Raw genomic sequence first — 21,530 nt, 5'->3', positions numbered from 1 at the left:
ATCATGCCGGCGAAGGGAGCGCGCGTGGAGATCGTCATCATCGGGGCCGGGGTCATCGGGCTCGCCACCGCCTGGCGGGCGGCCGCGGGCGGCGCCGCCGTCACGCTGGTCGACCCCCGGCCGGCGGGCGGGGCCTCGGCGGTCGCGGCGGGGATGCTCACCCCCGTCAGCGAGCTGACCTACGGGGAGGAGCCGCTGCTGCGGCTCGGGCTGGCGTCCCGGGAGCGCTACGGCCCGTTCGTCGCCGAGCTGGAGGAGGCCACCGGGCTCGGCACCGGCCACCGCACCGACGGCATCCTGGAGGTCGCGTTCGACTCCGGCGACCTCGGCTACCTCGACGACCTGCGGCGTTTCCAGGAGGGCCTCGGCATCCCGACCGAGGCGCTCACCGGACGGCAGTGCCGCGAGCACGAGCCGATGCTCGCGCCCGGGGTGCGCGGCGGCCTGCTCGCCCCCGAGGACGGCTCGATCGATCCGCGCCGCCTGACCCGCGCGCTGCTCGCGGCGGCCGAGGGCCTCGGCGTGCGGCTCGTGCGGCGGCGCGCCGCGGGCGTCCTCGTCGAGGCCGACGCGGCCGCCGGGGTGCGGCTCGACGACGGGACGCGGATCCGCGCCGACAAGGTTCTGCTGGCGGCGGGGGCCTGGTCCGGCGACGTCGAGGGCCTGCCGGACGGGATCGTCCCACCCGTCCGCCCCGTGAAGGGCCAGGTCATCCGGCTGCGGACGCCGGTGCCGTTCCTGCGGCGCTCCACCCGCGGCCTGGTGCGCGGATCGTCGGTCTACCTGGTCCCGCGCACCGACGGCGAGGTCGTCGTCGGCGCGACCCAGGAGGAGATGGGCTTCGACACCCGCGTGACGGCCGGGGGGCTGTGGGAACTGCTGCGCGACGCCCGCGAACTGCTGCCCGGCATCACCGAGCTGGAGTTTACCGAGGTCTCGGCGGGCCTGCGGCCCGGCTCGCCCGACAACGCCCCCGTCATGGGGCCCACGGCGCTGCCGGGGTTCCTCCTCGGCACCGGCCACTTCCGCAACGGCGTCCTGCTCGCCCCGGTGAGCGCCGACATCCTCGCCGCGATGCTGCTGGACGGGCCCGTCCCCGAGGTCGCCGCCCCCTTCACCCCCGACCGCTTCCCCACCGAGGTGCGCTCATGAAGATCATGGTCAACGGCGAGCCGCGCGAGGTGCCCGACGGCACCAGCGTGGCCGAGGCCGTCGCGTCCGTCACCGCGGCCGGGTCGGGGGTGGCCGCCGCGCTCAACGACGAGGTCGTCCGGCGGTCGGCGTGGGACGACACGCCGCTGCGCGAGTCCGACCGCCTTGAGGTCCTCACCGCCGTGCAGGGAGGCTGATGTGAACGCCACGGACACCGATGCGGGGGCCGGCGGCACCGGCCCGCTGGTCATCGCGGGCGAGGAGCTCGGATCCCGCCTGATCATGGGCACCGGCGGCGCGCCCAGCATGCGCGTCCTGCGCGAGGCGCTCACCGCCTCCGGGACGGAGCTGACCACGGTCGCGATGCGCCGCGTCGACCCGTCCGCCCGCGGCTCGGTGCTGGACGTGCTGAAGGAGTGCGGCATCCGGGTGCTGCCCAACACCGCGGGCTGCTTCACCGCCGGCGAGGCGGTCCTCACCGCCAAGCTCGCCCGGGAGGCGCTCGGCACCTCCTGGGTGAAGCTGGAGGTGATCGCCGACGAGCACACGCTGCTGCCCGACCCGATCGAGCTGGCCGAGGCCGCCGAGCAGCTCGTCGACGACGGCTTCACCGTCCTGCCGTACACCAGCGACGACCCCGTCCTCGCGCGCCGGCTGGAGCAGATCGGGTGCGCCGCGGTGATGCCGCTCGGCTCCCCGATCGGCTCCGGGCTCGGCATCCGCAACCCGCACAACATCGAGCTGATCGTCGAACGCGCGGGCGTCCCGGTCATCCTGGACGCGGGCCTCGGCACCGCCAGCGACGCCGCCCTGGCCATGGAGCTGGGCTGCGACGCGGTGCTCCTCGCCACCGCCGTGACCCGCGCCCAGTCCCCCGCCCGGATGGCCGCCGCCATGCGGCACGCCGTCGAGGCCGGACGGCTCGCCCGGACGGCCGGCCGCATCCCCAGGCGCCGCCTCGCCCAGGCGTCCTCCCCGTTCGAGGGCCTCGCCACGGGCGGCTGACCCCACCCCGGATGTAGCGGAACTAAAAGATCACCTGAAGAAATAGTCGCTGGACCTGAACAGTCGGGACACCCAGACTGGGGCCGTCCACCCCGGGCAGGCGCCGCCGCAACGGCGCGCCGTACTTCGGTGTTGATGGAAACGTCCCCGACCTAAGGTGCAGGACATGGATCAACCGGACGCCGCACCGGCCGCGGCCGCCCCGCCGCGCGTCGACAGGCTCGCGGTCGCCGCCGCCACCGTCACCGTCGTGCTCTGGGCGTCGGCGTTCGTCGCCATCCGCAGCGCCGGGGACGACTACGGCCCCGGCGCCCTCGCGCTCGGCCGCATGCTCGCCGGGACGGCCGTGCTCGGCGTGATCTGCCTCCTCCGGCGCGAGGGCCTGCCCGCGCGCGGGGCCTGGCCCGGCATCGTCACCGCCGGGCTGCTGTGGTTCGGCGCGTACATGGTCGCCCTGAACTGGGGCGAGCAGCTCGTCGACGCCGGCACCGCCGCACTCGTCGTCAACATAGGGCCGATCCTCATCGCGCTCCTCGGCGGCTGGCTCCTCAAGGAGGGCTTCGCGCCCCGGCTGCTCGCCGGCATGGCCGTGTCGTTCACCGGCGCCGCCGTCGTCGGCCTGTCGATGTCCGGTGAGGGCCGCGCCTCGGTCGGCGGCGTCCTGCTGTGCCTGGTCGCCGCCGTCACCTACGCGGCGGGCGTCGTCAGCCAGAAACCCGCCCTGCGGCACGCCTCGGCGCTGCAGTTCACCACGTTCGGCTGCGCGATCGGCGCCCTCGCCTGCCTGCCGTTCGCCGGGCAGCTCGTCACGCAGGCCGGGGACGCCTCGGCGTCCGCGACGCTCAACATGGTCTACCTCGGCGTCTTCCCGACCGCGCTGGCGTTCACCACCTGGGGGTACGCGCTGGCCCGCACGTCCGCGGGGAAGATGGGCGCCACCACCTACGCCGCCCCGGCGCTGGTCGTGGTGATGTCGTGGCTGTTCCTCGGAGAGGTCCCCGGGCTCGTCACCCTCGCGGGCGGCGTCCTCTGCCTCGCCGGCGTCGCCGTGTCCCGCAGCAGGCGCCGCCAGGGCCGCGGCGGCGCCGATCCGGCTCCGGCCGCCCCCGGCCACGCGGGCGCCGCGGCCCGCTGACCTCCGCCCCAAGGCGAATTCATGCTCATACTCGCGAGTGATGAGATCCGCGCCGATCACGGCCTAAACTCGCTCTGATGGACACGACGGTTGCAGATCTCCTCGTCGGGCGGGTGCTCGACGGGCGCTACCGCATTGAGTCCCGGATCGCGCGCGGCGGCATGGCCACCGTGTACGTGGCGCGCGACATCAGGCTCGACCGCATCGTCGCGATCAAGGTGATGCACTCGGCGCTGGCCGCGGACGAGGACTTCGTCGCCCGCTTCATCGGCGAGGCCAAGGCCGCGGCGGCGCTCTCCCACCCCAACGTCGTCGCCGTCTACGACCAGCGCACCGACGGCGAGCACGTCTTCCTCGTCATGGAGTACGTCGAGGGCGCTACGCTGCGCGACACGCTGACCGCCGTCGGCAGGCTCGGCCCCCGCGCCGCCCTGGAGATCATGCAGCCGGTGCTGGCGGCCCTCGGCGCCGCGCACCGCGCCGGTCTCGTGCACCGCGACGTCAAGCCCGAGAACGTGCTCATCAACGAGGACGGCCAGGTCAAGGTCGCCGACTTCGGCCTCGCCCGCGCCGAATCGGCGAGCAAGCTCACCAAGACCGGCGTGATCATCGGCACGGTCGGGTACCTGGCGCCCGAGCAGGTCGTGTCCGGCACCGCCGACGTCCGCTCGGACGTCTACGCCGCGGGCGTCATGCTGTTCGAGCTGGTCACCGGGCGGCTGCCCCACCAGGCCGACACCGCGCTCGCCGTCGCCTACAAGCACGTCAACGAGGTCGTCCCCCCGCCGTCCAGCGTCGCCCCCGGCATCCCCCAGGCGGTCGACGACCTGGTCACCGACGCCACGAGCCACGATCCCCGGCGCCGCCCGAGGGACGCCGGCCAGTTCCTCGCCGAGGTCGCCGAGGCGTTCAACGGCCTCCCCCGCGACTTCGACCGGCGCGCCGCCGAGGCGGCCGGCACCACCGCCGTCATGGAGTCCGCGGCGCCGCCGCACACCGCCGTCCTCGACGCGGGCACGCTCCCGCGCGAGATGGCGCCCGCGCGGACCCGGGCCGACCGCGCCGCCGGCGCCGCCACCGGCCGCTACGCCCTCGTCGCCGTCGGCGTGGTCGTCGCGGTGATCTTCGGCTGGGCCGTCTGGTACCAGACGTCCGGCCAGTACGACCACGTCCCCGAGAAGATCATCGGGATGCGGCTGGAGGACGCCCGCTCCGCGCTGCGCGACGGCGGGCTGGACGTCCGCGTCGCCAAGGCCGTCTACAGCGACCGCGTCCGCAAGGGCGAGGTGGCCCGGTCCGACCCGCCGGCCGGCGCCCGCGTCGCCAAGGGCGAGACCGTCACGCTGACGCCCTCCCGCGGCCGCACCCCCCGCGAGGTGCCCGACGTCGAGGGCAAGCCGCTGGACGAGGCGAGGCGCACCCTCCGCGACAAGGGCTTCACCCTCGGCCAGACCAGCACCAGCACCTCGCAGACCGTCGCCAAGGACCGCGTCATCGGCACCGACCCGCCCGCCGGCGAGCGGCGGTCGCCGGACGAGCCCGTCGACATCGTCGTCAGCAGCGGCATGTCCATGCCGGGCCTCATCGGCACCGGCGGCGACGCCGCCGCCAACCAGCTCCGGTCCATGGGCCTGGAGGTCAAGGTCGAGAAGCGCAAGGTCGACGGCAGGCCGGCCGACACGGTGATCAGCCAGGACCCGTCCGAGGGCACCGGCGTGTCCCGCGGCGACAAGGTCACGATCGTGGTCAACAAGCGCGACTGCATCGTGGACGCGGGCCCCTTCCAGTTCGGCTGCGACGACGACGGCGGCGCGACCCGGAACATCCCCGTCCCCGACATGACCGGCCGGGCCGTGGACGACGCCAGGGCCGCCCTGGAGGACTCCGGGTTCAAGGTCACCGTGGCGGGCTTCGGCGGCAAGGTCCGCTTCCAGAACCCCAGCAGCGGACAGGCGCCGCGGGGCTCGACCATCACGCTCGTCCGGGGCCCGTAGGCTTAACCGCCTATGACCTCACCGAAGAACCCTGTCGGCGCGCACGTCCCGGTGGCCGGCGGCCTCGCCACCGGTGGCCTGAAGTACGCAGCCGAGATCGGCGCCGAGGCGGTCCAGGTGTTCGTGGCCAACCCCCGCGGGTGGGCGCTGCCCGAGGGCAGGCCCGCCGAGGACGCCGCGCTGCGGGACCGCACCGACGTCCCCGTCTACGTGCACGCCCCGTACCTGGTGAACTTCGGCTCCCCCAGCGAGGACACCCTCGCCAGGTCGCTCGCGACCGTCCGCCACTCCCTGACCCGCGGCCGCGCCGTCGGCGCCCTCGGCGTCGTCGTCCACACCGGCTCCGCCGTCGGCCGCCCCTACGACGACGCCATGGCGCAGATCCACGAGCACGTCCTCCCCCTCCTGGAGGAGATCCCCGAGGACGGCCCGGACCTGCTCCTCGAACCCATGGCCGGCCAGGGCGCCATGCTCTGCGCCAAGGTCCAGGACCTTGGCCCGTTCTTCGACAGGCTCGAACACCACCCGAAGCTCGGCGTCTGCTTCGACACCTGCCACGCCTTCGCCGCGGGACACGACCTGGCCGCCCCCGGCGGCGTCAAGGAGACCCTCGACGCCCTGGTCGCCACCGTCGGCGAGGGCCGCCTCAAGCTCGTCCACGCCAACGACTCCAAGGACCCCTGCGCCTCCGCCAAGGACCGCCACGAGAACATCGGCGCCGGCCGGATAGGCGAACCCCCGTTCGCCGACCTCTTCCGCCACCCCGCCGCCGCGGGCGTCCCCTTCATCATCGAGACCCCAGGCCGCGCCCCCGAGCCGCACGCCAAGGACATCACCACCCTGAAGCGCCTAAGAGATCGTATTTAATGCAATCCCGGCCCAGAAGGACTCGCCTGGCGGCTGTGTTCACTGCAACCCCGGCCCAAAGGACTCGCCTGGCGGCTCGCCCTTTGACCATGCTTGGGCGGGCGCGGCATCGCTTCGCGATCAGCCCGGTGGGGGCTCGCCTCCGGCTTCGCCCCCACCGGCCTGGTAACGCGCCCGCGTGACCGCTGAGCCACACTCCCCCACGCGTACGAACTCAAAGGCGGTGAGTAGGACGGGGGGCTTACGCACAACCGGTGCATATTTGGGTTGTTGGTGAGGCTGGGGGTGGGGGGCGTGCGATCGCGTCCGAAGGCAGATCCGAGCGAAGCAAGGATCTGATCGCGCAGCGAGCCCTCTAGGGCGAGTCGAAGCGATGCAGCGATCGCCGCTTTTCTTAAGGTCGTCGGGCCCCCAAGGCCCGACGACCTTAAGAAAAGCAATAAACAAGACTCGGACGTCGCTGAACAACCCCCCGACTGTTCAGCGACGCCCGAGCCACAGGTCACCGGATCCCACCCCCCCGGTACGGGATCCAGCGACTCACGATCCGGCGTTCCACTTGCGTGCGCCGGATCTCCGGATTTGCTCTTGTGGGAGGTGCGGGGCGGCGGGTGGTGTGCCCGTGCCCGTCCTCCGGTGGCGGTGGTGCGTCTGGTGCCACTGAGAACACTAGGGGTCTGGTGCCACCGATCGGGAGGCGGAAAACGCGGGGCTCGATGAGCGGTACGTAGCGGGAGATGTACGTAGCGTGGTCGCGCGACGAGTGGTCGGAGGTGGGCGACGAGCGGTCAGGGCGAGCGGACGGGAACGGTCCACTCTCGGTGGGCGGGGGTGGCGGCGGGCTCCGGCACGTCCGGCGGGGGCCGTCATCGGGCCTGCACATCTTCGGGGAGGTGGAGGCGGGCCAGCGCCCGGTCGGCCCAGCGGGGGGTGCGGTGGCGGGTCAGCAGGGAGACGGCGGCCATGGTGGTGAAGGAGAGGGGGGCGAGGACCATGGCCGGGTGCGCGAGGAGGGCCGCGGGCCAGCCCGTCCAGGGGCCGCAGAACAGCCGGGCCACGCCCGCGGCGACGGACAGGCCGCCGCCGAGCAGGAGGCCCGCGGCGGCGCCGGAGGCGGTCAGGCCGCGCCACCAGATGCCGAGGACGAGCAGCGGGCAGAGGGAGCAGGCGGAGACGCACAGCGCCATCGTGACGAGGGTCGCGGCGCCCTGCGGGCCGACGCGCGGGAGGAGCGGCAGCGGCGCGGCCAGCGCGAAGACCACCCCGATGCGGAACGCGGTGATCCCGGTGCGGCGACGGGCGCACTGGGACAGCGTCCCGGCGATGGCGACGACGATCCCGCAGGAGGTGGAGATGAACGCGGCGAACGCGCCCGCGGCGACGAACCCGGTGAGCAGCGCCCCGGCGGCGCCGGGGACCATGCGCCGCGGGAGCAGCAGGATCGTCGCGTCGAGGTCGCCGGTCAGGAGCAGTTCGGGCGTGTAGATGCGTCCGAGCGTCCCGTACAGGACGGGGAAGACGTAGAACAGCGCGAGGAGGCCGGGGACGAGCGCGGCGGTTCGGCGGGCGGTGCTGCCGGAGGTGTTGGTGTAGAAGCGCATCAGGATGTGCGGCAGTCCCATGGTGCCGAGGAGGACGCCCAGCATCGCCGAGTAGCCGCTGTAGAGGCCGTGGCCCTCGCTGCGTCCGATCGGCATCGCCCAGGTGGCCCCGTCCTGGACGGGCAGCTGCCGGGCGTGCGGGACGGGCGCGCCGGAAGGGAAGACCACGTTCGTGCCGGGGCCGATGGTGTGGGGCCCTGCGGGCAGCCGTAGCGGTCCGCCGTCGTGGCGGGTGCCGTCCACGGGTCCCCGCGCGGCGACGACGGTGTCGGCGGGGACGGACACGGCGAGGCGGTCGCCGACGAGGACGCGGGTGTCGCGGGAGAAGTGCGGGACGTCGCCGCTCGCGGGGTCGCCTCCGTCCAGGCGCCACAGGGCGAGCAGCGCCACGGCGGGGACGGCCACCGCGGCGAGCTTCACCCAGAACTGGACGGCCTGGACGGCGGTGATGCTGCGCATCCCCCCGGACACGACCACGGCCAGCGCCGCCACGACGACGAGGACCCAGCCCGCCCAGCCGGGCGCGCCCGTCAGCACGCGCAGCGTCACGCCGGCGCCCTGGAACTGCGGCAGGAGGTAGAACCAGCCGATGAAGCAGACGCAGCCGGTGACGATCCGCCGGACGCACCGGGACCCGAGCCGCCATTCGGCGAAGTCGGAGATCGTGTAGGCGCCGGACCTGCGCAGCGGGGCGGTGACGAAGGCCAGCAGCAGGACGTACCCGGCGGTGGCGCCGACGGGCAGCCACAGCATGTCGGCGCCGTAGGCCAGGACGAGCCCGGCCGTGCCGAGGTAGGCGGCGGCGGAGAGGTACTCGCCGCTGATCGCCGAGGCGTTCCACCAGGGGGTGACGCCGCGGGAGGCGGCGATCAGCTCGGAGCCCGGCGCGCCGGTGCGGCGGCCGGGGCGACCGAGGACGGCCGTGAGGCCCAGCACCGCGGCAAGGGCGCCGAGGGCGGCCGCCACGGCCATCACGGTCACGAAGGGCCCGCCGGCCCCGTGAGGTCCCGTTCGGCCCGCTCGGCGCGCCGCAGGTGCAGCACGGACGCCGCGGCCCACAGCGGCTGGACGCCGAAGGCGAGGACGAGCCAGACGACGGGGACGCCGCACATCCGCAGCCGCCCGAGCGCCGGGGCGAGGGCCAGCAGCGCCGGCAGGCCGGTCACGACGGCCAGGACGGCGGCGCCCGTGGTGAGGGCCGTCCGCAACTGGGTGCGGATGAGCGCCCGCGCCTGGGCGGGCCCGGTGCCGTGCCACCCGCCGCCGGGGCCGTCGGACCCGCCGGGCGGGACGGGCCGGGACGGGCCTGCCGGATCGGGCGGGTCGGTGCCGGACGGCTCGCCTCCCGCCGGGTCGGAGCCGGAGGCGGAAGGCCCGGTGTCCGGCGCGGTGTCCGGGGCGGGGGCGGGCGCCGCGGCCTGGGCGCGCAGGACCCGGGCGCGGGCGGACGGGCCGGAGACGGCGGCGCGGCGCTCGTCAGTCATGGGGGCCGTCCTCGGGGTCCCCGGGGCCCTCCGCGTCCTCGGGCAGGTCCCCGGGCCGGTCCTCGGCGGGATGGTGGAACTTGCGGATCAGCAGGTCGCGGACCTCCCGGGTGTGGCGGCGGCTCACCGGGAGCAGCTCGTCGCCGATCTGGACGGCCGCCCGGCCGCCGTCGAAGTGCAGCTCGGTGATGTGCGCGGACGCGACGAGGGTGCTGCGGTGGATGCGGATGAACCCGGCGGCCTCCCACCGCTTGGTCAGCGCGGTCAGCGGCATCCGGACCAGGTAGCCGCCGTCGGCGGTGTGCAGCCGGACGTAGTCGCCCTGGGCCTCCACGTGGGTGACGGCGCGGCGGGAGACGAGCCGGGTGCGGCCGCCGAGCTCCACGGGGATCATCTCGTCGTCGGCGCGGCCGTCCTCGCCCGGCGGCCCGGCGCGGCCGACGGCCTCGGCGACCCGGCGGACGGCCTCGGCGAGCCGCTCGGGCCGGACGGGCTTGAGCAGGTAGTCCAGGGCGCCGAGCTCGTAGGCGGTGACGGCGCAGTCGTCGTGCGCGGTCACGAACACCACCTGCGGCGGCGCGGCGAAGCCGGTGAGCAGGCGGGTGAAGTCCAGCCCGTCCAGCCCCGGCATCCTGATGTCGAGGAAGACCGCGTCGAGGCGGTCGCCCGCCACGAGCATCCGGCTGAGGTCGCGCAGCGCCGACGCGGCCTCCCCCGCCCCGCAGACCCGCCCGATCCGCGGGTCCTTGCGGAGCAGGTAGGTGAGCTCCTCCAGGGCGGGGCGTTCATCGTCGACGGCCAGGACGCGAAGCATAGGGGCGACTTTGCCGCGATTACCGTCTGTCCGCAATCGGTTTCGAAATGTGAGTGGCGTGTCGCGCGCCGGTCGTCAGCCCGGAAATACTCCGGGCCGGTACTTCGGGACACGCAGATTCACCTTCGTCCCGGCGCCCGGCGCGGTTTCGACGGTCAGCCCGTACTCGTCCCCGTAGACCTGGCGCATCCGCTCGTCGACGTTGGCGAGGCCGATCCCGGCGCCGTCGCCTCCGGACTCGGCCCCCGGGGCGTACCCGCGGCGGCCGGAGGACGCGCCGCCGCGGCCGGGTGGGCGGGACCTGCCGGGCGGCGCGGAGAGGATCTGCTGGAGCCGTTCCGGGTCCATGCCTGCGCCGTCGTCCTCGACGCTGATGGCGGCCTCGGCGCCGGAGTCGCGGGCCACGATCGAGATGTGGAACGCGCCGGCCGCGCCCTGCATGCCGTGCCGGATGGCGTTCTCGACGAGCGGCTGGAGCGCCAGGAACGGGACCGCGACCGGCAGCACCTCGGGTGAGACCTCCACGCTGAACCGCAGCCGCTCGCCGAACCTGGCCCGCTCCAACAGCAGGTAGCGGTCGATGGAGCGCAGCTCGTCGGCGAGCGTGGTGAAGTCGCGGGGGTTGCGGAAGGAGTAGCGGGCGAAGTCGGCGAAGTCGAGCAGCAGCGCCCGCGCCCGCTCGGGGTCGGTCCGGACGAACGAGGCGATGGTGGTGAGGGAGTTGTAGACGAAGTGGGGGGAGATCTGGGCGCGCAGCGCCCGCATTTCTGCCTCGGCGAGGCGGATGCGGGACGCGTCGAGCTCGGCCAGCTCCAGCTGCCCGGTCACCCAGCGGGCGGCCTCCCCGACGGCCTTGACGCGGGCGGTGGAGGGACCCGGCCAGTACGCGGCGAGCGCGCCCTCCACACGTCCCTCGACGGTCAGCGGGGCGATCATCACGACGCGGATCCGGCAGCGGGGGTCGTCGCACGACAGCGCCTCGGGGACGACCACGCGGGGGCGGCCGGAGGCGAGGACCGGGAGGGCGTGCCGGACGGCGTCGCCGCCGTGCCGGTCGCCGCCCGCGCCGTCCCAGGCGAGCAGCCTGCGGTCGGGGGCGGGGCCGGCGACGGCGCGCCCGGGCCCCGAGCGTCCGGCGCGGGCGGCGGCGAGGGCGTCGCCGCGCTCACCGGGATGTCCTGCATGGCCGGAGTGACCGAAATGATCGGGGTGGTCGGGATGGTCGTCGCCCGCGTCGTCGTCGGAGGGCGGCCGGACGGCGATCAGGGCGACCGCCTCGGCGCCGAGCAGTGACCGCAGGTGCCGGGCGGATCTGCGGGCCGAGTCCCGGCTCAGCCCGGCGCGCAGCGGAGGGGAGGCGCGCGCCATCGTGTGCAGGGCCGCGAACCGCGCCTCGTCGACCGTGGCGCCGGGGCCCCGGCGCAGGGCCGGGAACCAGCGGCGCAGCGCGCAGGCACCGGCGGCGGCTCCGGCGGCGGAGGCGCACGCCAAGACGTCCACAACGGACGGTAGGACCATGACAACTCACGGTAACGGCTGTCTCGCCGTCAGGTCCGTCCGTTGCCCAGATACGAAGGTCTCGGATGGGCCACGCCGGGGTCAGGCGGGCGGGAACTCCCCCGCGTCCTCCTGGTAGGAGTAGCGCTGCTCGTGCCACGGGTCGGCGACGTTGTGGTAGCCGCGCTCCTCCCAGAAGCCCCGGCGGTCCTTCACCAGGTACTCCACGCCGCGGACCCACTTGACGCTCTTCCACGCGTACAGGTGCGGGACGACGATGCGGGTCGGGAACCCGTGGTCGGGGCTGAGCCGCTCGCCGTCGCGGTGCGTGGCGAACATCGTCCCCTCGGCGAGGAAGTCGGTCATCCGGATGTTGGCGCTGTAGCCGTACTCGGCCCAGACCATCACGTGCGTGACGTCCGGGGCGGGCGGCGCCAGCTCCACGATCGCCGTGCCGGGAACGCCCAGCCACTCGTTGTCGGGGATCGTGAACTTGGTGACGCAGTGGAAGTCCGCGACGGCGCCGGCCTTGGGCAGGGCGTCGAACTCCTCCCAGCTCCACCGGTACTGGCCGCCCGACTCGGTGGCCCCGAAGACCCGGAAGTCCCAGTCACCGGGGCGGAACTTCGGCACTGGCCCGTAGTGGAGGACCGGCCAGCCCCGGGGGACGTACTGGCCGGGCGGGAGGTCCCGCGGCTGCGGTGTGGGCTGCTCGGGTGGGGACATGACGCGGCCATCCTGCCATCCGGCGTGAGCTGAGCCATATTCGGCCCCCGCGCGTCCGGCGCTCCCGCCGCATCGGCTACGCTGACCCCGTGCGCGACGTCGTGTATTTCTTTTGGTTCGACCAGCCCGGGCGGCTGGTCTGCCAGACGTTGCGCTGACAGACCACAAGGCGACAAGCCCCGGGCCGGACTGGCCCGGGGCTTTCGTCGTTCCAGGGCACGGTCGCGGGACCGCGGGGCCCGTGTCACGAGGAGAGGCAGCACACCAATGGTCGTCGTCATGGCCCCCGAGGCCAGCGAAGCGGATATCCGGGCCGTCGTCTCACTGGTCGAGACGGCGGGGGGCGACGCGTTCGTCAGCCGCGGGGTGGAGAGGACCATCGTCGGGCTCGTCGGCGACGTCCAGCGGTTCGACGCGCTCAACCTGCGCGCGATGCGGGGCGTCAGCGACGTCGTGCGCATCTCGGTGCCCTACAAGCTCGTGAGCCGCGAGAACCACGCCGAGCGGTCGGTGGTGCGGGTCGGCGGCGTCCCCATCGGCGCCGGGACCATGACGCTGATCGCCGGGCCCTGCGCCGTGGAGACGCCCGAGCAGACGCTCGGCGCCGCGGAGATGGCGAAGGCCGCCGGCGCGACCCTGCTGCGCGGCGGCGCGTTCAAGCCCAGGACGTCCCCGTACGCCTTCCAGGGGCTCGGCGAGGCGGGGCTGCGCATCCTCGCGGACGTGCGGGCCGAGACGGGGATGCCGATCGTCACCGAGGTGGTGGACGCCGCGGACGTCGAGCTCGTCGCGTCCTACGCGGACATGCTGCAGATCGGCACCCGCAACGCGCAGAACTTCGCGCTGCTCCAGGCCGCCGGCGAGTCCGGCAGGCCCGTCATGCTCAAGCGCGGCATGAACGGCACCATCGAGGAGTGGCTGATGGCCGCCGAGTACGTCGCCCAGCGCGGCAACCTCGACATCGTGCTGTGCGAGCGGGGCATCCGCACGTTCGAGCGGGCGACCCGCAACACCCTGGACATCTCCGCGGTCCCGGTCGCCCAGCGCCTGTCGCACCTGCCGGTGATCGTGGACCCGTCCCACTCGGGCGGCAGCCGCGACCTGGTCCTGCCGCTGACCCGCGCCGCGATCGCGGTCGGCGCCGACGGCGTGATCATCGACGTGCACCCGCACCCCGAGACCGCCCTGTGCGACGGCCCGCAGGCCCTCGTGGACGGCGACCTGCGCGAGCTGGCCAAGGTCGTCCGCGAGCTGCCCCCGCTCGTCGGCCGCTCCCTCACCGAGGCCCGCGGCGACGCCCTCGCCCAGGCTCCCGGAGGCGCCACCGCCTGACCCGACGCCCGCGCGCTGACCTGCACCGCCCGCCCCGGTGCCGCTCCGGCCGTCACGCCGGCCGCCGTTCCGGGGCCCGCGCGCCGCAGGTCGGCGCCGACGGCGGCTGGTATCGTCGGCGCCATGGCGTACTGGACCTCGGACTGCGGCCCGCCCCGCTCCTGACGGGGCGCGGCGACACCACCCTCCGAGAACCCGCGGGGCCCGGCGTGTGATCACGCGCCCGGCCCGCCCTCTCCTGCGCCCCGAATCCGGATCCTCCCTTCCCGGTTCGAGCCCAGGAGCGTCCCCTCGTGTCAGCGCGCACGTCTAGGCACCGCACGTCCAGGCAGCACACCTCCAGCCGGCACACCCCCGAGCCGCACACTTCCGGACACATCCAGCAGGAGCCTTCCGCGGCCGTCCGGCGCGGGCCGCCGGGCGGCGGCAGCACCGACATCCTCGTGGCCGCGTCCCTGTGGGGGACGACCGGAACCGTCCGGACGCTCGCCACCGGGGCGTCCAGCGTCTCGGTCGGGGCGGTCCGCATCGTCCTCGGCGCGCTGGTCCTGCTCGCCTTCGCCACGCTCACCCGCCGCGGCGGCCTCCGCCGTGGCGCGGGGCTGCGCCGTCTCCTCCGCGACCGGCGGTCCTGGCCCGCGGTCGGGCTCGGCGCCGCCGCCGTCGCGGTGTACCAGACGGCGTTCTTCGTGGCCGCCGCCCGCACCGGAGTCGCGGCCGGGACCGTCGTCACGATCGGCGGCGCCCCCGCCTTCACCGGCCTGATCGGCGCCGTGACGCGGCGCGCGGCGCCGTCCGGGCGCTGGGCGCTCGCGACCGGCGGCGCCGTCGCCGGATGCGCCGCGCTCATCGGTGGCGGGCGGGACGCCGGGATCGAGCCGGGCGGCGTCGCGCTGGCCCTGCTGGCGGGCCTGTCCTACGCCGTGTACGCGACCGTGGCGTCCGCCCTCATCACCCGCGGCGAGGACGAGCGCGCCGTCGCCGGCGCCATGTTCGCGACGGCGGCGCTGATGCTGCTCCCCGTCCTGCTCACCTCACCGCCCGGATGGCTGCTGACCTGGCCCGGCGCGCTCATCGCGCTCTACCTGGGGACGGTGACGACGGGCGGCGGTTACATGCTGTTCGCGCGCGGCCTGCGCAGTACCCCGGCCACCACGGCGACGACGCTGACGCTGGCCGAGCCCGCCGTCGCCGCGGTCCTCGGGACGGCCGTCCTGGGCGAGCATCTCGGCGCCGTCGCGCTCGGCGGGCTGGCTTTGCTGGCCGCGAGTCTCCTCGTGCTCGTCCTGCCTGCCGGAGCCCCCTGGAAACGCGTACGCGGCCGTAACAAATTGGTCTGAACCACTCGCCAGACGGGGCCGTGGCGAGGATGATGTCCCGCATGACTATGGGCGATGGGGACGCCGGAGGGCGGCTCTTCCCGGACGACCTCGACGGCGTCGACCCGGTCGCCGCGGTGATGCTGGCGGACGCCTGCCGCTCCATCGCCGCCTACCCCGAGCTCGTCGTCGTCGGGCCGCTGTTCACCGCCGCCGAGCACGTGCCCGGCGGCTGGCAGGTCGTCTGCCCCTGCGACCCGCTGCCACAGGGCGCCCGGGAGCTGCTCGCCGACCACCTGGACGACCGGGCGGCCCTCACCGGCGGCCCGTCCGGCGACGAGCTGCGGGAGGCGGCGGCCGCCCTGCGGGACGAGCCCGCCGACGCCGTGACCGTGCCCGGCGGCCGCTTCCGCGTCGTCCGGATCGAGCAGCTCGTCCGCACCGGCCCGGACGGCCCCGAACCACCGCGCCCCACCGACCTGGACCCGCCGCCCGGTGACCGGCGGCCCGTCCCGTCCCGCCCGTACGACCTGCTCCCCGAGGACCGGCCCGCCGCCGACCTCACCACCGCCGAGCTGCTGTGCCAGGTGCTGGACGCGGCCGCCGCGACGGGCAACGAGCCGTCCGGCGCGTTCCTCACCCCGCTCGCGCTGGCACCCGCGTTCACCGTCGCCGAGCGCACCGGCGGCCGGTGGCGCCCGGTCGGCCGCCTGCACGAGACGCCGCGCCAGGCCCGCGCGGCGCTGGTCACCTACTTCCGCCACGTGGTGCCCGCGGTGGAGCAGCCCGGCACCGTCGACTCCGCCGCCTACGCCGAGGCGGCGGACCTGATGGCCGACGAGACCCGCCGCAACGGCATCGAGGTCGTCGGCCGCCGCTTCCGGATCGTCCGCATCGAACGCATCACCCTGATGGGCCCGGACGGCCCCGAACCCCCGCGCCCCGACGACTTCGACTCGTATTAATTAATTGCAACCCCGGCCCAAAGGACTCGCCTGGCGGCTGTGTTCACTGCAACCCCGGCCCAAAGGACTCGCCTGGCGGCTCGCCCTTTGACCGTGCTTGGGCGGGCGCGTCATCGCTTCGCGATCAGCCCGGTGGGGGCTCGCCTCCGGCTTCGCCCCCGCCGGGCTGGTAGCGCGCCCGCGTGGCGCCTGGGGTCGAGTGACAGGAATGCGTGGCGACGCGCGGACCTTGCGCGCCGGAGGACGGGTCAGGTGGACGTGTCGCCGTAGACGGGGCGGTGTTCCTGGACGGAGGCGGCCAGCTGGTCGGCCAGCTCCCCGACGTCGAGGCGCTTCTCGATCTGCCGGAGATCGTCGATCTTGGCCTTGGTCTCGGCGCGGCGGGGCGCCAGCAGCGTGCAGCAGTCCTCGTCGGGCAGCTCGGAGATCGTCAGGGTCCGGATCCGGCGGGCCTGGTCCATGATCTCGACCTTGTCCATGCCGACGAGGGGGCGCAGGATCGGCAGCTCCACCGCGTCGTCCAGCGCGGTGATGTTGGTGAGGGTCTGGCTGGAGACCTGGCCGAGCGCGTCACCGGTGATCAGCGCGGCGCCGCGCAGGCGGCGGGCGAGGACCTCGCCGGTGCGCAGCATCAGCCGGCGCTGCGCGATCACCGCGAGGCGGTCGGCGCCGGACGACTTGATCTGCTGCTGGGCCTTGCCGAACGGGACGACGAACAGCCGGGAGCCGCCCTGGAACTTGTCCAGCTCGCGGACCAGCGCGTACGCCTTGTAGATCGACTCGGGGCCGGTGAACGGCATGCCGGAGAAGTGCAGGTAGTCGACGCGCAGGCCGCGGCGCATCATCCGGTACGCGGCGACGGGCGAGTCGATGCCGCCCGACATCAGCACCAGCGCGCGGCCGCTCATGCCGACCGGGAGGCCGCCCTGGCCGGGGAGCCCGCCGGAGAACACGAACACCTCGTCCCGGTCGACCTCGATCGACAGGGTGTGGTCGGGGGCCTTGAGCCGCACCGGCTGCCCGTACCGGGCGGCGACGAGCGCGCCGATGTGGCGGTCCAGCTCGGTGGAGGTCATCGGGAACCGCTTGTCGCGGCGCTTGGACCGCACCGCGAACGTGCCCGTGCGGCCGTCCATCAGCTCCAGGGCGGCGCGCTCGACGCTGGCGAGGTCCTTGCCGACGCGCCAGGCGCGGTGCGCCCACACGATGCCCATGACGTCGGTGATCCGCTGCGCGATCCGGTCCATGGTCGCGAGGTCGGCGTCCTGCCTGCGGACGATGAACACGCCGTGCCGCCTGATCACGTCCACCCGGGCGATGGGACGGCAGGCGAGGCGGACGTTGTCGGCGAGGCGCCTTTCGAACAGCTCGCGGTTCTTGCCCTTGAGGACGACCTCGCCCAGCTTGAGCAGCACGCACGGCTCGCCGTCGACCGGCGTCTCCCGGACGCCCGCGGGCGCGGTGTCGAGCGTGGTCATGCGTGATCCTCCTGGCGGGAACCGGAACCGGGGCGGGTCTCTAGTGTGGCCCAGACAGAGCAACGCCGCGACCGTGAATCCCTGTTCCCGCCGGGAGGGGGCGTCAGCCGAAGAAGACCTCGGACTCGGAGTAGCGCTCCAGCGGGACGGTCTTCAGCTGCTTGGTCGCCTCGTCGAGGCCGACCCGGACGATGCCGGTGCCCTGGAGGGCGACCATCTTGCCGTAGTCGCCGTCGCGGACGGCGTCGATCGCCTGCAGGCCGAAGCGGGTGGCGAGGACTCGGTCGAACGCGGTCGGGGTGCCGCCGCGCTGGATGTGCCCGAGGACGGTGGCGCGGGCCTCCTTGCCGGTGCGCTTCTCGATCTCGTCGGCGAGGTTCTGGCCGATGCCGCCGAGGCGGACGTGGCCGAACGCGTCCCGCTCGCCGGTCTGGAGCTCCATCTGCCCGTCGATCGGGTGGGCGCCCTCGGACACCACGATGATCGGCGCGTAGCGGGTCTTGAAGCGGCTCTCGACGTACTGGCAGACCTTGTCGATGTCGAACGGGCGCTCGGGGATGAGGATGACGTTGGCGCCCGCGGCCATCCCGACGTGCAGCGCGATCCAGCCCGCGTGCCGTCCCATGACCTCGCAGATCAGCGCGCGGTGGTGGCTCTCGGCGGTGGTGTGCAGCCGGTCGACCGCCTCCATGCCGATGTTGACCGCGGTGTCGAAGCCGAAGGTGTAGTCGGTGGCGTCGAGGTCGTTGTCGATCGTCTTCGGCACGCCGACGACGTTCACGCCGCCGGCGTACAGCTCGCGCGCGACGCCCAGGGTGTCCTCGCCGCCGATGGCGATCAGCGCGTCCACGCCGAGCCCGGCCAGGTTGTCCTTGATCCGCTCGACGCCGCCCTCGACCTTGACGGGGTTCGTCCTGGACGAGCCCAGGATCGTTCCGCCGCGCGGCAGGATGCCCCGGACGGCCTGCACGTCCAGGGGCACGGTGTCGCCTTCGAGGGGGCCGCGCCAGCCGGCCCGGAACCCCACGAACTCATAGCCGAAGACCTGCACGCCCTTCCGGACGACCGCGCGGATCACCGCGTTCAGTCCCGGGCAGTCCCCGCCGCCGGTCAGCACTCCGACGCGCATGCCGTCTCCCTCTCCCGCCACCGGGCTCCTCCCTCGCTCCACGGCCAGACTAGTGGCCCCCACATGGCCCCACACGGCATTCACCGGGCACACCGGCGTGCCGCCATTGGTCTAGACCATAGCCGTCCGGGGCCCTACCCGCCCTCCTGATCGAGACCTTTCTCGATGGCATAGCGGACGAGTTCCACCCGGTTGTGGAGCTGGAGCTTGCCGAGGGTGTTCTGCACGTGGTTCTGCACCGTCCGATGGGACAGGACGAGCCGCTCCGCGATCTGCTTGTAGGTCAGGCCCTTCGCGACGAGCCGCAGGACCTCGGTCTCGCGGTCGGTCAGCCGCGGCGCGCCGTCGTCCTCGCGGGCGGGCGCGGCGGCCAGCCTGCGGTACTCGCCGAGGACGAGCCCGGCCAGGCCGGGGGTGAAGACGGCGTCGCCCGCGCCGGTGCGCCGGACGGCGTCCAGGAACTCCTCGCGCGCGGCGGACTTCAGCAGATACCCGGTCGCGCCCGCCTTGACCGCCTCCAGGACGTCCTGCTGCTCGCCGCTGGCCGACAGCACCAGCACCCGGACGGGCGGGTCGGCCGCGGCGAGGTGCCGCGTGACCTCGACGCCGCTGATGTCGGGGAGCTGGAGGTCGACCACGGCGACCCCGGGGCGCGCGGCGGCGGCGATGCGGACCGCCGAGCGGCCGTCGCCGGCGGTCGCGACCACCTCGTGACCCGCCTCGGCCAGGTCGCGCGCCACCGAATCGCGCCACATCGGGTGGTCGTCGACGACCATGACCCTGAGGGGAACGTCGTTCACGGTCTCACCCTACGGCCCCGCGCCGCGCCTCACCCCCGGCGGACGCGGCCGCCGGGCCGGGAACGGTCATCTCGATCTCCGTGCCCTCACCGGGCGCGGAGACGATCGACACCGAGCCGCCGAGGTCGCGGATCCGGCCCCGGATCGACTGGGCGACGCCGAGCCGCCCGTCGGCCGCCGCCGCGGCGAGCCGGTCCGCCGGCATCCCGGGCCCGTCGTCGCGGACGCTGACGGTGACCGCCCCGGCGCCGTCGTCCTCAAGCAGCACCCACGCGCGCGCACCGTCGCCGCAGTGCCGCCGGACGTTGTCCAGCGCCGCCGCCACCGCCGCCTCGACCTCCCGGGCGGCGTGCTCGGGCATCCGCACCTGCGTCGCGGGCGCCGACACGGTCACCGAGGTGGACCCGTGCCCGGCCAGCAGGGGCCGCAGGTCGACCGTCCGGCCGGGCCCGCCCGCCGCGTTCCCGTCCGCCGTGCCCGCCGCCGCGGTGATCGGTGCCGCGGTGCCGATCATGGCGCGCAGCGCCGCCTCCTGCTCCCCCGCGAGCCGTCCCAGCTCGGCCGCCTCGCCGCCCAGCTCCCCGCCGCGCCGCTGCACCATCGCCAGCACCTGGAGCACCGAGTCGTGGATGCGGCGCGCCAGCCGCTCCCGCTCCCGCGTCGCCGACTCCATCTCCACGGCCCGGGCCAGCCGTGCCTCCGCCTCCAGCGCCAGCCGCACCACGTGCCCCACGACCAGGCCCGTGAGCAGCAGCAGCACCACGCCGTTGAAGGTGCCCCGGCCCATCCCGGCGGTCGTCCCGGCGACGACGTGCACCAGCAGGTTCGCGACGCCCAGCGTCAGCGCCGCGGCGATGCCGGCCCGCCGCCCGCCCGCCACCGCCCACGACAGCACCGCCGCCGCGACCCACGAGATCGGCAGCGTCGGCCGCCCGTGCCCGATGTTCGACGCCGTCTCCACCCACGCGGTCGCGAGGATGCAGCCGAACGCGACCGCCAGGTCGGCCGCCAGCAGCGGCCGGCCCTTCCGGTGGCCGCCGCGGAACGCGGGCACCGCGTACACCGTCCAGGCCGTCATCACCGCGAGGACGGCCCAGCCGCCCCACGGACGCGCGTACCCGTCGGAGTTCACCGCGATCACCAGGGCGGCGTAGGCCAGCGACGCGACCCGGTACACCGCGACCGCGCGCCACAGCGCGGCCGCCAGGCCCGGGCCGCCCCCCGCCCCGTTCACCGCGGCCCGCCCTCAGCCATCGTCGCCCAGCCCGCCGTCGTCGTCCGCCGGGCGGACCTCCCGGCCCGCCATCTCGGCCTTCACCTCGGCCGCGTAACGGTCCACGTACTCCTGCCCGGACAGCTCCCGGATCGCCCGCATGATCTCGTCGGTGATCTCGCGCAGCACCTCGCGGTCGTCCTCCCGGCCGTAGTGGCGCGAGAAGTCCAGCGGCTCGCCGAAACGGACCCCCGGCCGGATCCCCAGCCGCGGGTACGGCCGTCCCGGCGGCATCAGCTCGAACGTGTTGATCATCGCCATCGGGATCACCGGCGCCCGCGACTTCAGCGCCAGCCGCGCCACGCCCGTCTTCCCCCGGTAGAGCCGGTTGTCGGGCGCCCGCGTGCCCTCGGGGTAGATGCCGAGCAGCTTGCCCTCGCCGAGGATCCGCAGCCCCGTCTGCAGCGCCGCCTCGGCCGCCGACCCGCCCGTCCGGTCCACCGGCACCACGCCCACGCCGGTGAAGAACCCCCTGCTGATCAGGCCCTTGAGCCCCGTCCCGGTGAAGTACTCGCCCTTGCCGATGAAGAAGATCGGCCGCAGCAGCGGCAGCGGCCCGAAGAAGTGGTCGGCGAACGACAGGTGGTTGCTGACGAGCAGCGCCGGCCCCCGCTTCGGGACGTTGCGGACCCCCTGGTTCCGCGGCCACCACCCCAGATACAGGATCGGCGACAGAACGACCCTGAGAAGGATCCAGAACCAGAGCATGCGCGGGCCTTCCTCCGAGCGGCGGCCCAGGTGACGGGCACGTCCGGCTCCCTGTCGGACGGGAGATGATGGCACATCCTCGCACTCCCCGTCCCCCGCCTCTACCGGCCGGTACGCGCGGCGGCCGCCCGGCGGCCGCCCCGGCACGGCGCCGGTGCCGCCGGAATGAACGTAGGCTCTGAACGGTAAATCTCAATCGGGTGCGCCTCAGGGCTTGTCCCGCGCGGCGCAGCGAATACCGTGGGACACAC

Annotated in this window: 19 protein-coding genes; 9 read left to right on the top strand and 10 right to left on the bottom strand. The window is 74.4% G+C overall.

The genetic code is table 11. The annotated features are described in order from the left end of the window. Window positions 1–3 precede the first annotated feature (3 nt). From thiO to AGRA3207_RS34050, 6 genes are all read left to right on the top strand, one after another. Window positions 4–1,152: a glycine oxidase ThiO gene (gene thiO, locus AGRA3207_RS34075; protein ID WP_420830824.1), complete on the top strand. Its 1,149-nt coding sequence runs from the start codon at window positions 4–6 to the stop codon at window positions 1,150–1,152. Further along, window positions 1,149–1,349: a sulfur carrier protein ThiS gene (gene thiS, locus AGRA3207_RS34070; protein WP_231331273.1), complete on the top strand. Its 201-nt coding sequence runs from the start codon at window positions 1,149–1,151 to the stop codon at window positions 1,347–1,349. Before thiO ends, thiS begins: the two co-directional genes overlap by 4 nt. An 85-nt stretch (window positions 1,350–1,434) precedes the next feature. Then, the gene (locus tag AGRA3207_RS34065) at window positions 1,435–2,157 is read left to right on the top strand and encodes a thiazole synthase (protein WP_231336481.1); all 723 of its coding nucleotides are present in this window, start codon (window positions 1,435–1,437) and stop codon (window positions 2,155–2,157) included. Window positions 2,158–2,323: 166 nt separating this feature from the next. Continuing rightward, window positions 2,324–3,292 carry a DMT family transporter gene (locus tag AGRA3207_RS34060; protein ID WP_231331272.1) on the top strand — a complete coding sequence of 323 codons (969 nt, stop codon included), beginning with the start codon at window positions 2,324–2,326 and terminating at the stop codon, window positions 3,290–3,292. Window positions 3,293–3,369: 77 nt separating this feature from the next. Beyond that, window positions 3,370–5,286 (top strand): Stk1 family PASTA domain-containing Ser/Thr kinase, encoded by a 1,917-nt coding sequence (gene pknB / locus AGRA3207_RS34055; protein WP_231331271.1) that lies wholly within the window; start codon window positions 3,370–3,372, stop codon window positions 5,284–5,286. 12 nt (window positions 5,287–5,298) lie between these two features. After that, window positions 5,299–6,153, top strand: coding sequence for a deoxyribonuclease IV (locus tag AGRA3207_RS34050; RefSeq protein ID WP_231331269.1), 855 nt, complete (start codon window positions 5,299–5,301; stop codon window positions 6,151–6,153). Between the two features lie 866 nt (window positions 6,154–7,019). Here AGRA3207_RS34050 and AGRA3207_RS34045 read toward each other — a convergent pair. The 5 genes from AGRA3207_RS34045 to AGRA3207_RS34025 form a co-directional block, all read right to left on the bottom strand. Next, window positions 7,020–8,726: a sodium:solute symporter family transporter gene (locus AGRA3207_RS34045; RefSeq protein ID WP_231336480.1), complete on the bottom strand. Its 1,707-nt coding sequence runs from the start codon at window positions 8,724–8,726 to the stop codon at window positions 7,020–7,022. Window positions 8,727–8,731: 5 nt separating this feature from the next. Next, the gene (locus AGRA3207_RS34040) at window positions 8,732–9,238 is read right to left on the bottom strand and encodes a hypothetical protein (protein WP_231331267.1); all 507 of its coding nucleotides are present in this window, start codon (window positions 9,236–9,238) and stop codon (window positions 8,732–8,734) included. Continuing rightward, entirely contained in the window at window positions 9,231–10,052 is an 822-nt protein-coding gene (locus tag AGRA3207_RS34035; RefSeq protein ID WP_231331265.1) for a LytR/AlgR family response regulator transcription factor, read from the bottom strand. Before AGRA3207_RS34035 ends, AGRA3207_RS34040 begins: the two co-directional genes overlap by 8 nt. A 75-nt stretch (window positions 10,053–10,127) precedes the next feature. Then, window positions 10,128–11,570, bottom strand: coding sequence for a histidine kinase (locus AGRA3207_RS34030; RefSeq protein WP_231331263.1), 1,443 nt, complete (start codon window positions 11,568–11,570; stop codon window positions 10,128–10,130). An 81-nt stretch (window positions 11,571–11,651) separates the two neighbouring features. Further along, the gene (locus AGRA3207_RS34025; protein WP_231331262.1) at window positions 11,652–12,275 is read right to left on the bottom strand and encodes a molybdopterin-dependent oxidoreductase; all 624 of its coding nucleotides are present in this window, start codon (window positions 12,273–12,275) and stop codon (window positions 11,652–11,654) included. A 267-nt stretch (window positions 12,276–12,542) separates the two neighbouring features. Here AGRA3207_RS34025 and aroF point away from each other — a divergent pair, with 267 nt between their 5' ends. The 3 genes from aroF (at window position 12,543) to AGRA3207_RS34010 (ending at window position 15,891) form a co-directional block, all read left to right on the top strand. Then, on the top strand, window positions 12,543–13,607 hold the full coding sequence (aroF, locus tag AGRA3207_RS34020) for a 3-deoxy-7-phosphoheptulonate synthase (protein WP_231331260.1): 1,065 nt from the start codon (window positions 12,543–12,545) through the stop codon (window positions 13,605–13,607). Between the two features lie 293 nt (window positions 13,608–13,900). Next, window positions 13,901–14,947 (top strand): DMT family transporter, encoded by a 1,047-nt coding sequence (locus AGRA3207_RS34015; protein ID WP_231331259.1) that lies wholly within the window; start codon window positions 13,901–13,903, stop codon window positions 14,945–14,947. Window positions 14,948–14,988: 41 nt separating this feature from the next. After that, window positions 14,989–15,891, top strand: coding sequence for a DUF5954 family protein (locus AGRA3207_RS34010; protein WP_231331257.1), 903 nt, complete (start codon window positions 14,989–14,991; stop codon window positions 15,889–15,891). 248 nt (window positions 15,892–16,139) lie between these two features. On the opposite strand, the gene thiI is transcribed toward AGRA3207_RS34010, so the two are convergent. The 5 genes from thiI to AGRA3207_RS33985 all read right to left on the bottom strand — a co-directional run bounded on the left by thiI (window position 16,140) and on the right by AGRA3207_RS33985 (window position 21,279). Further along, window positions 16,140–17,369, bottom strand: a complete 1,230-nt coding sequence (thiI, locus tag AGRA3207_RS34005; protein ID WP_231331256.1) for a tRNA uracil 4-sulfurtransferase ThiI — start codon at window positions 17,367–17,369, stop codon at window positions 16,140–16,142. 103 nt (window positions 17,370–17,472) lie between these two features. Beyond that, window positions 17,473–18,498 carry a 6-phosphofructokinase gene (locus tag AGRA3207_RS34000; RefSeq protein ID WP_231331255.1) on the bottom strand — a complete coding sequence of 342 codons (1,026 nt, stop codon included), beginning with the start codon at window positions 18,496–18,498 and terminating at the stop codon, window positions 17,473–17,475. Between the two features lie 134 nt (window positions 18,499–18,632). Next, window positions 18,633–19,274 (bottom strand): response regulator, encoded by a 642-nt coding sequence (locus AGRA3207_RS33995; RefSeq protein ID WP_231336479.1) that lies wholly within the window; start codon window positions 19,272–19,274, stop codon window positions 18,633–18,635. Window positions 19,275–19,302: 28 nt separating this feature from the next. Next, window positions 19,303–20,532, bottom strand: a complete 1,230-nt coding sequence (gene macS, locus AGRA3207_RS33990) for a MacS family sensor histidine kinase (protein ID WP_231331253.1) — start codon at window positions 20,530–20,532, stop codon at window positions 19,303–19,305. A 12-nt stretch (window positions 20,533–20,544) separates the two neighbouring features. Continuing rightward, on the bottom strand, window positions 20,545–21,279 hold the full coding sequence (locus AGRA3207_RS33985; RefSeq protein ID WP_231331252.1) for a lysophospholipid acyltransferase family protein: 735 nt from the start codon (window positions 21,277–21,279) through the stop codon (window positions 20,545–20,547). Window positions 21,280–21,530 lie beyond the last annotated feature (251 nt).

It is taken from the genome of Actinomadura graeca (assembly GCF_019175365.1).
GTDB lineage: Bacteria > Actinomycetota > Actinomycetes > Streptosporangiales > Streptosporangiaceae > Spirillospora > Spirillospora graeca.
This window is presented reverse-complemented; position numbering and strand designations above follow the sequence as displayed.

Bases quoted from the DNA above. Each gene is read 5' to 3' on its own strand.
- thiO (WP_420830824.1), top strand. From the start codon at position 4: ATGCCGGCGAAGGGAGCGCGCGTGGAGATCGTCATCATCGGGGCCGGG.
- AGRA3207_RS34030 (WP_231331263.1), bottom strand. From the start codon at position 11,570: ATGGTCCTACCGTCCGTTGTGGACGTCTTGGCGTGCGCCTCCGCCGCC.
- AGRA3207_RS34065 (WP_231336481.1), top strand. From the start codon at position 1,435: ATGGGCACCGGCGGCGCGCCCAGCATGCGCGTCCTGCGCGAGGCGCTC.
- thiS (WP_231331273.1), top strand. From the start codon at position 1,149: ATGAAGATCATGGTCAACGGCGAGCCGCGCGAGGTGCCCGACGGCACC.
- AGRA3207_RS33985 (WP_231331252.1), bottom strand. From the start codon at position 21,279: ATGCTCTGGTTCTGGATCCTTCTCAGGGTCGTTCTGTCGCCGATCCTG.
- aroF (WP_231331260.1), top strand. From the start codon at position 12,543: ATGGTCGTCGTCATGGCCCCCGAGGCCAGCGAAGCGGATATCCGGGCC.
- AGRA3207_RS34010 (WP_231331257.1), top strand. From the start codon at position 14,989: ATGACTATGGGCGATGGGGACGCCGGAGGGCGGCTCTTCCCGGACGAC.
- thiI (WP_231331256.1), bottom strand. From the start codon at position 17,369: ATGACCACGCTCGACACCGCGCCCGCGGGCGTCCGGGAGACGCCGGTC.
- AGRA3207_RS34060 (WP_231331272.1), top strand. From the start codon at position 2,324: ATGGATCAACCGGACGCCGCACCGGCCGCGGCCGCCCCGCCGCGCGTC.
- AGRA3207_RS34040 (WP_231331267.1), bottom strand. From the start codon at position 9,238: ATGACTGACGAGCGCCGCGCCGCCGTCTCCGGCCCGTCCGCCCGCGCC.
- AGRA3207_RS34000 (WP_231331255.1), bottom strand. From the start codon at position 18,498: ATGCGCGTCGGAGTGCTGACCGGCGGCGGGGACTGCCCGGGACTGAAC.
- AGRA3207_RS34050 (WP_231331269.1), top strand. From the start codon at position 5,299: ATGACCTCACCGAAGAACCCTGTCGGCGCGCACGTCCCGGTGGCCGGC.
- AGRA3207_RS34035 (WP_231331265.1), bottom strand. From the start codon at position 10,052: ATGCTTCGCGTCCTGGCCGTCGACGATGAACGCCCCGCCCTGGAGGAG.
- AGRA3207_RS33995 (WP_231336479.1), bottom strand. From the start codon at position 19,274: ATGGTCGTCGACGACCACCCGATGTGGCGCGATTCGGTGGCGCGCGAC.
- AGRA3207_RS34045 (WP_231336480.1), bottom strand. From the start codon at position 8,726: ATGGCCGTGGCGGCCGCCCTCGGCGCCCTTGCCGCGGTGCTGGGCCTC.
- pknB (WP_231331271.1), top strand. From the start codon at position 3,370: ATGGACACGACGGTTGCAGATCTCCTCGTCGGGCGGGTGCTCGACGGG.
- AGRA3207_RS34025 (WP_231331262.1), bottom strand. From the start codon at position 12,275: ATGTCCCCACCCGAGCAGCCCACACCGCAGCCGCGGGACCTCCCGCCC.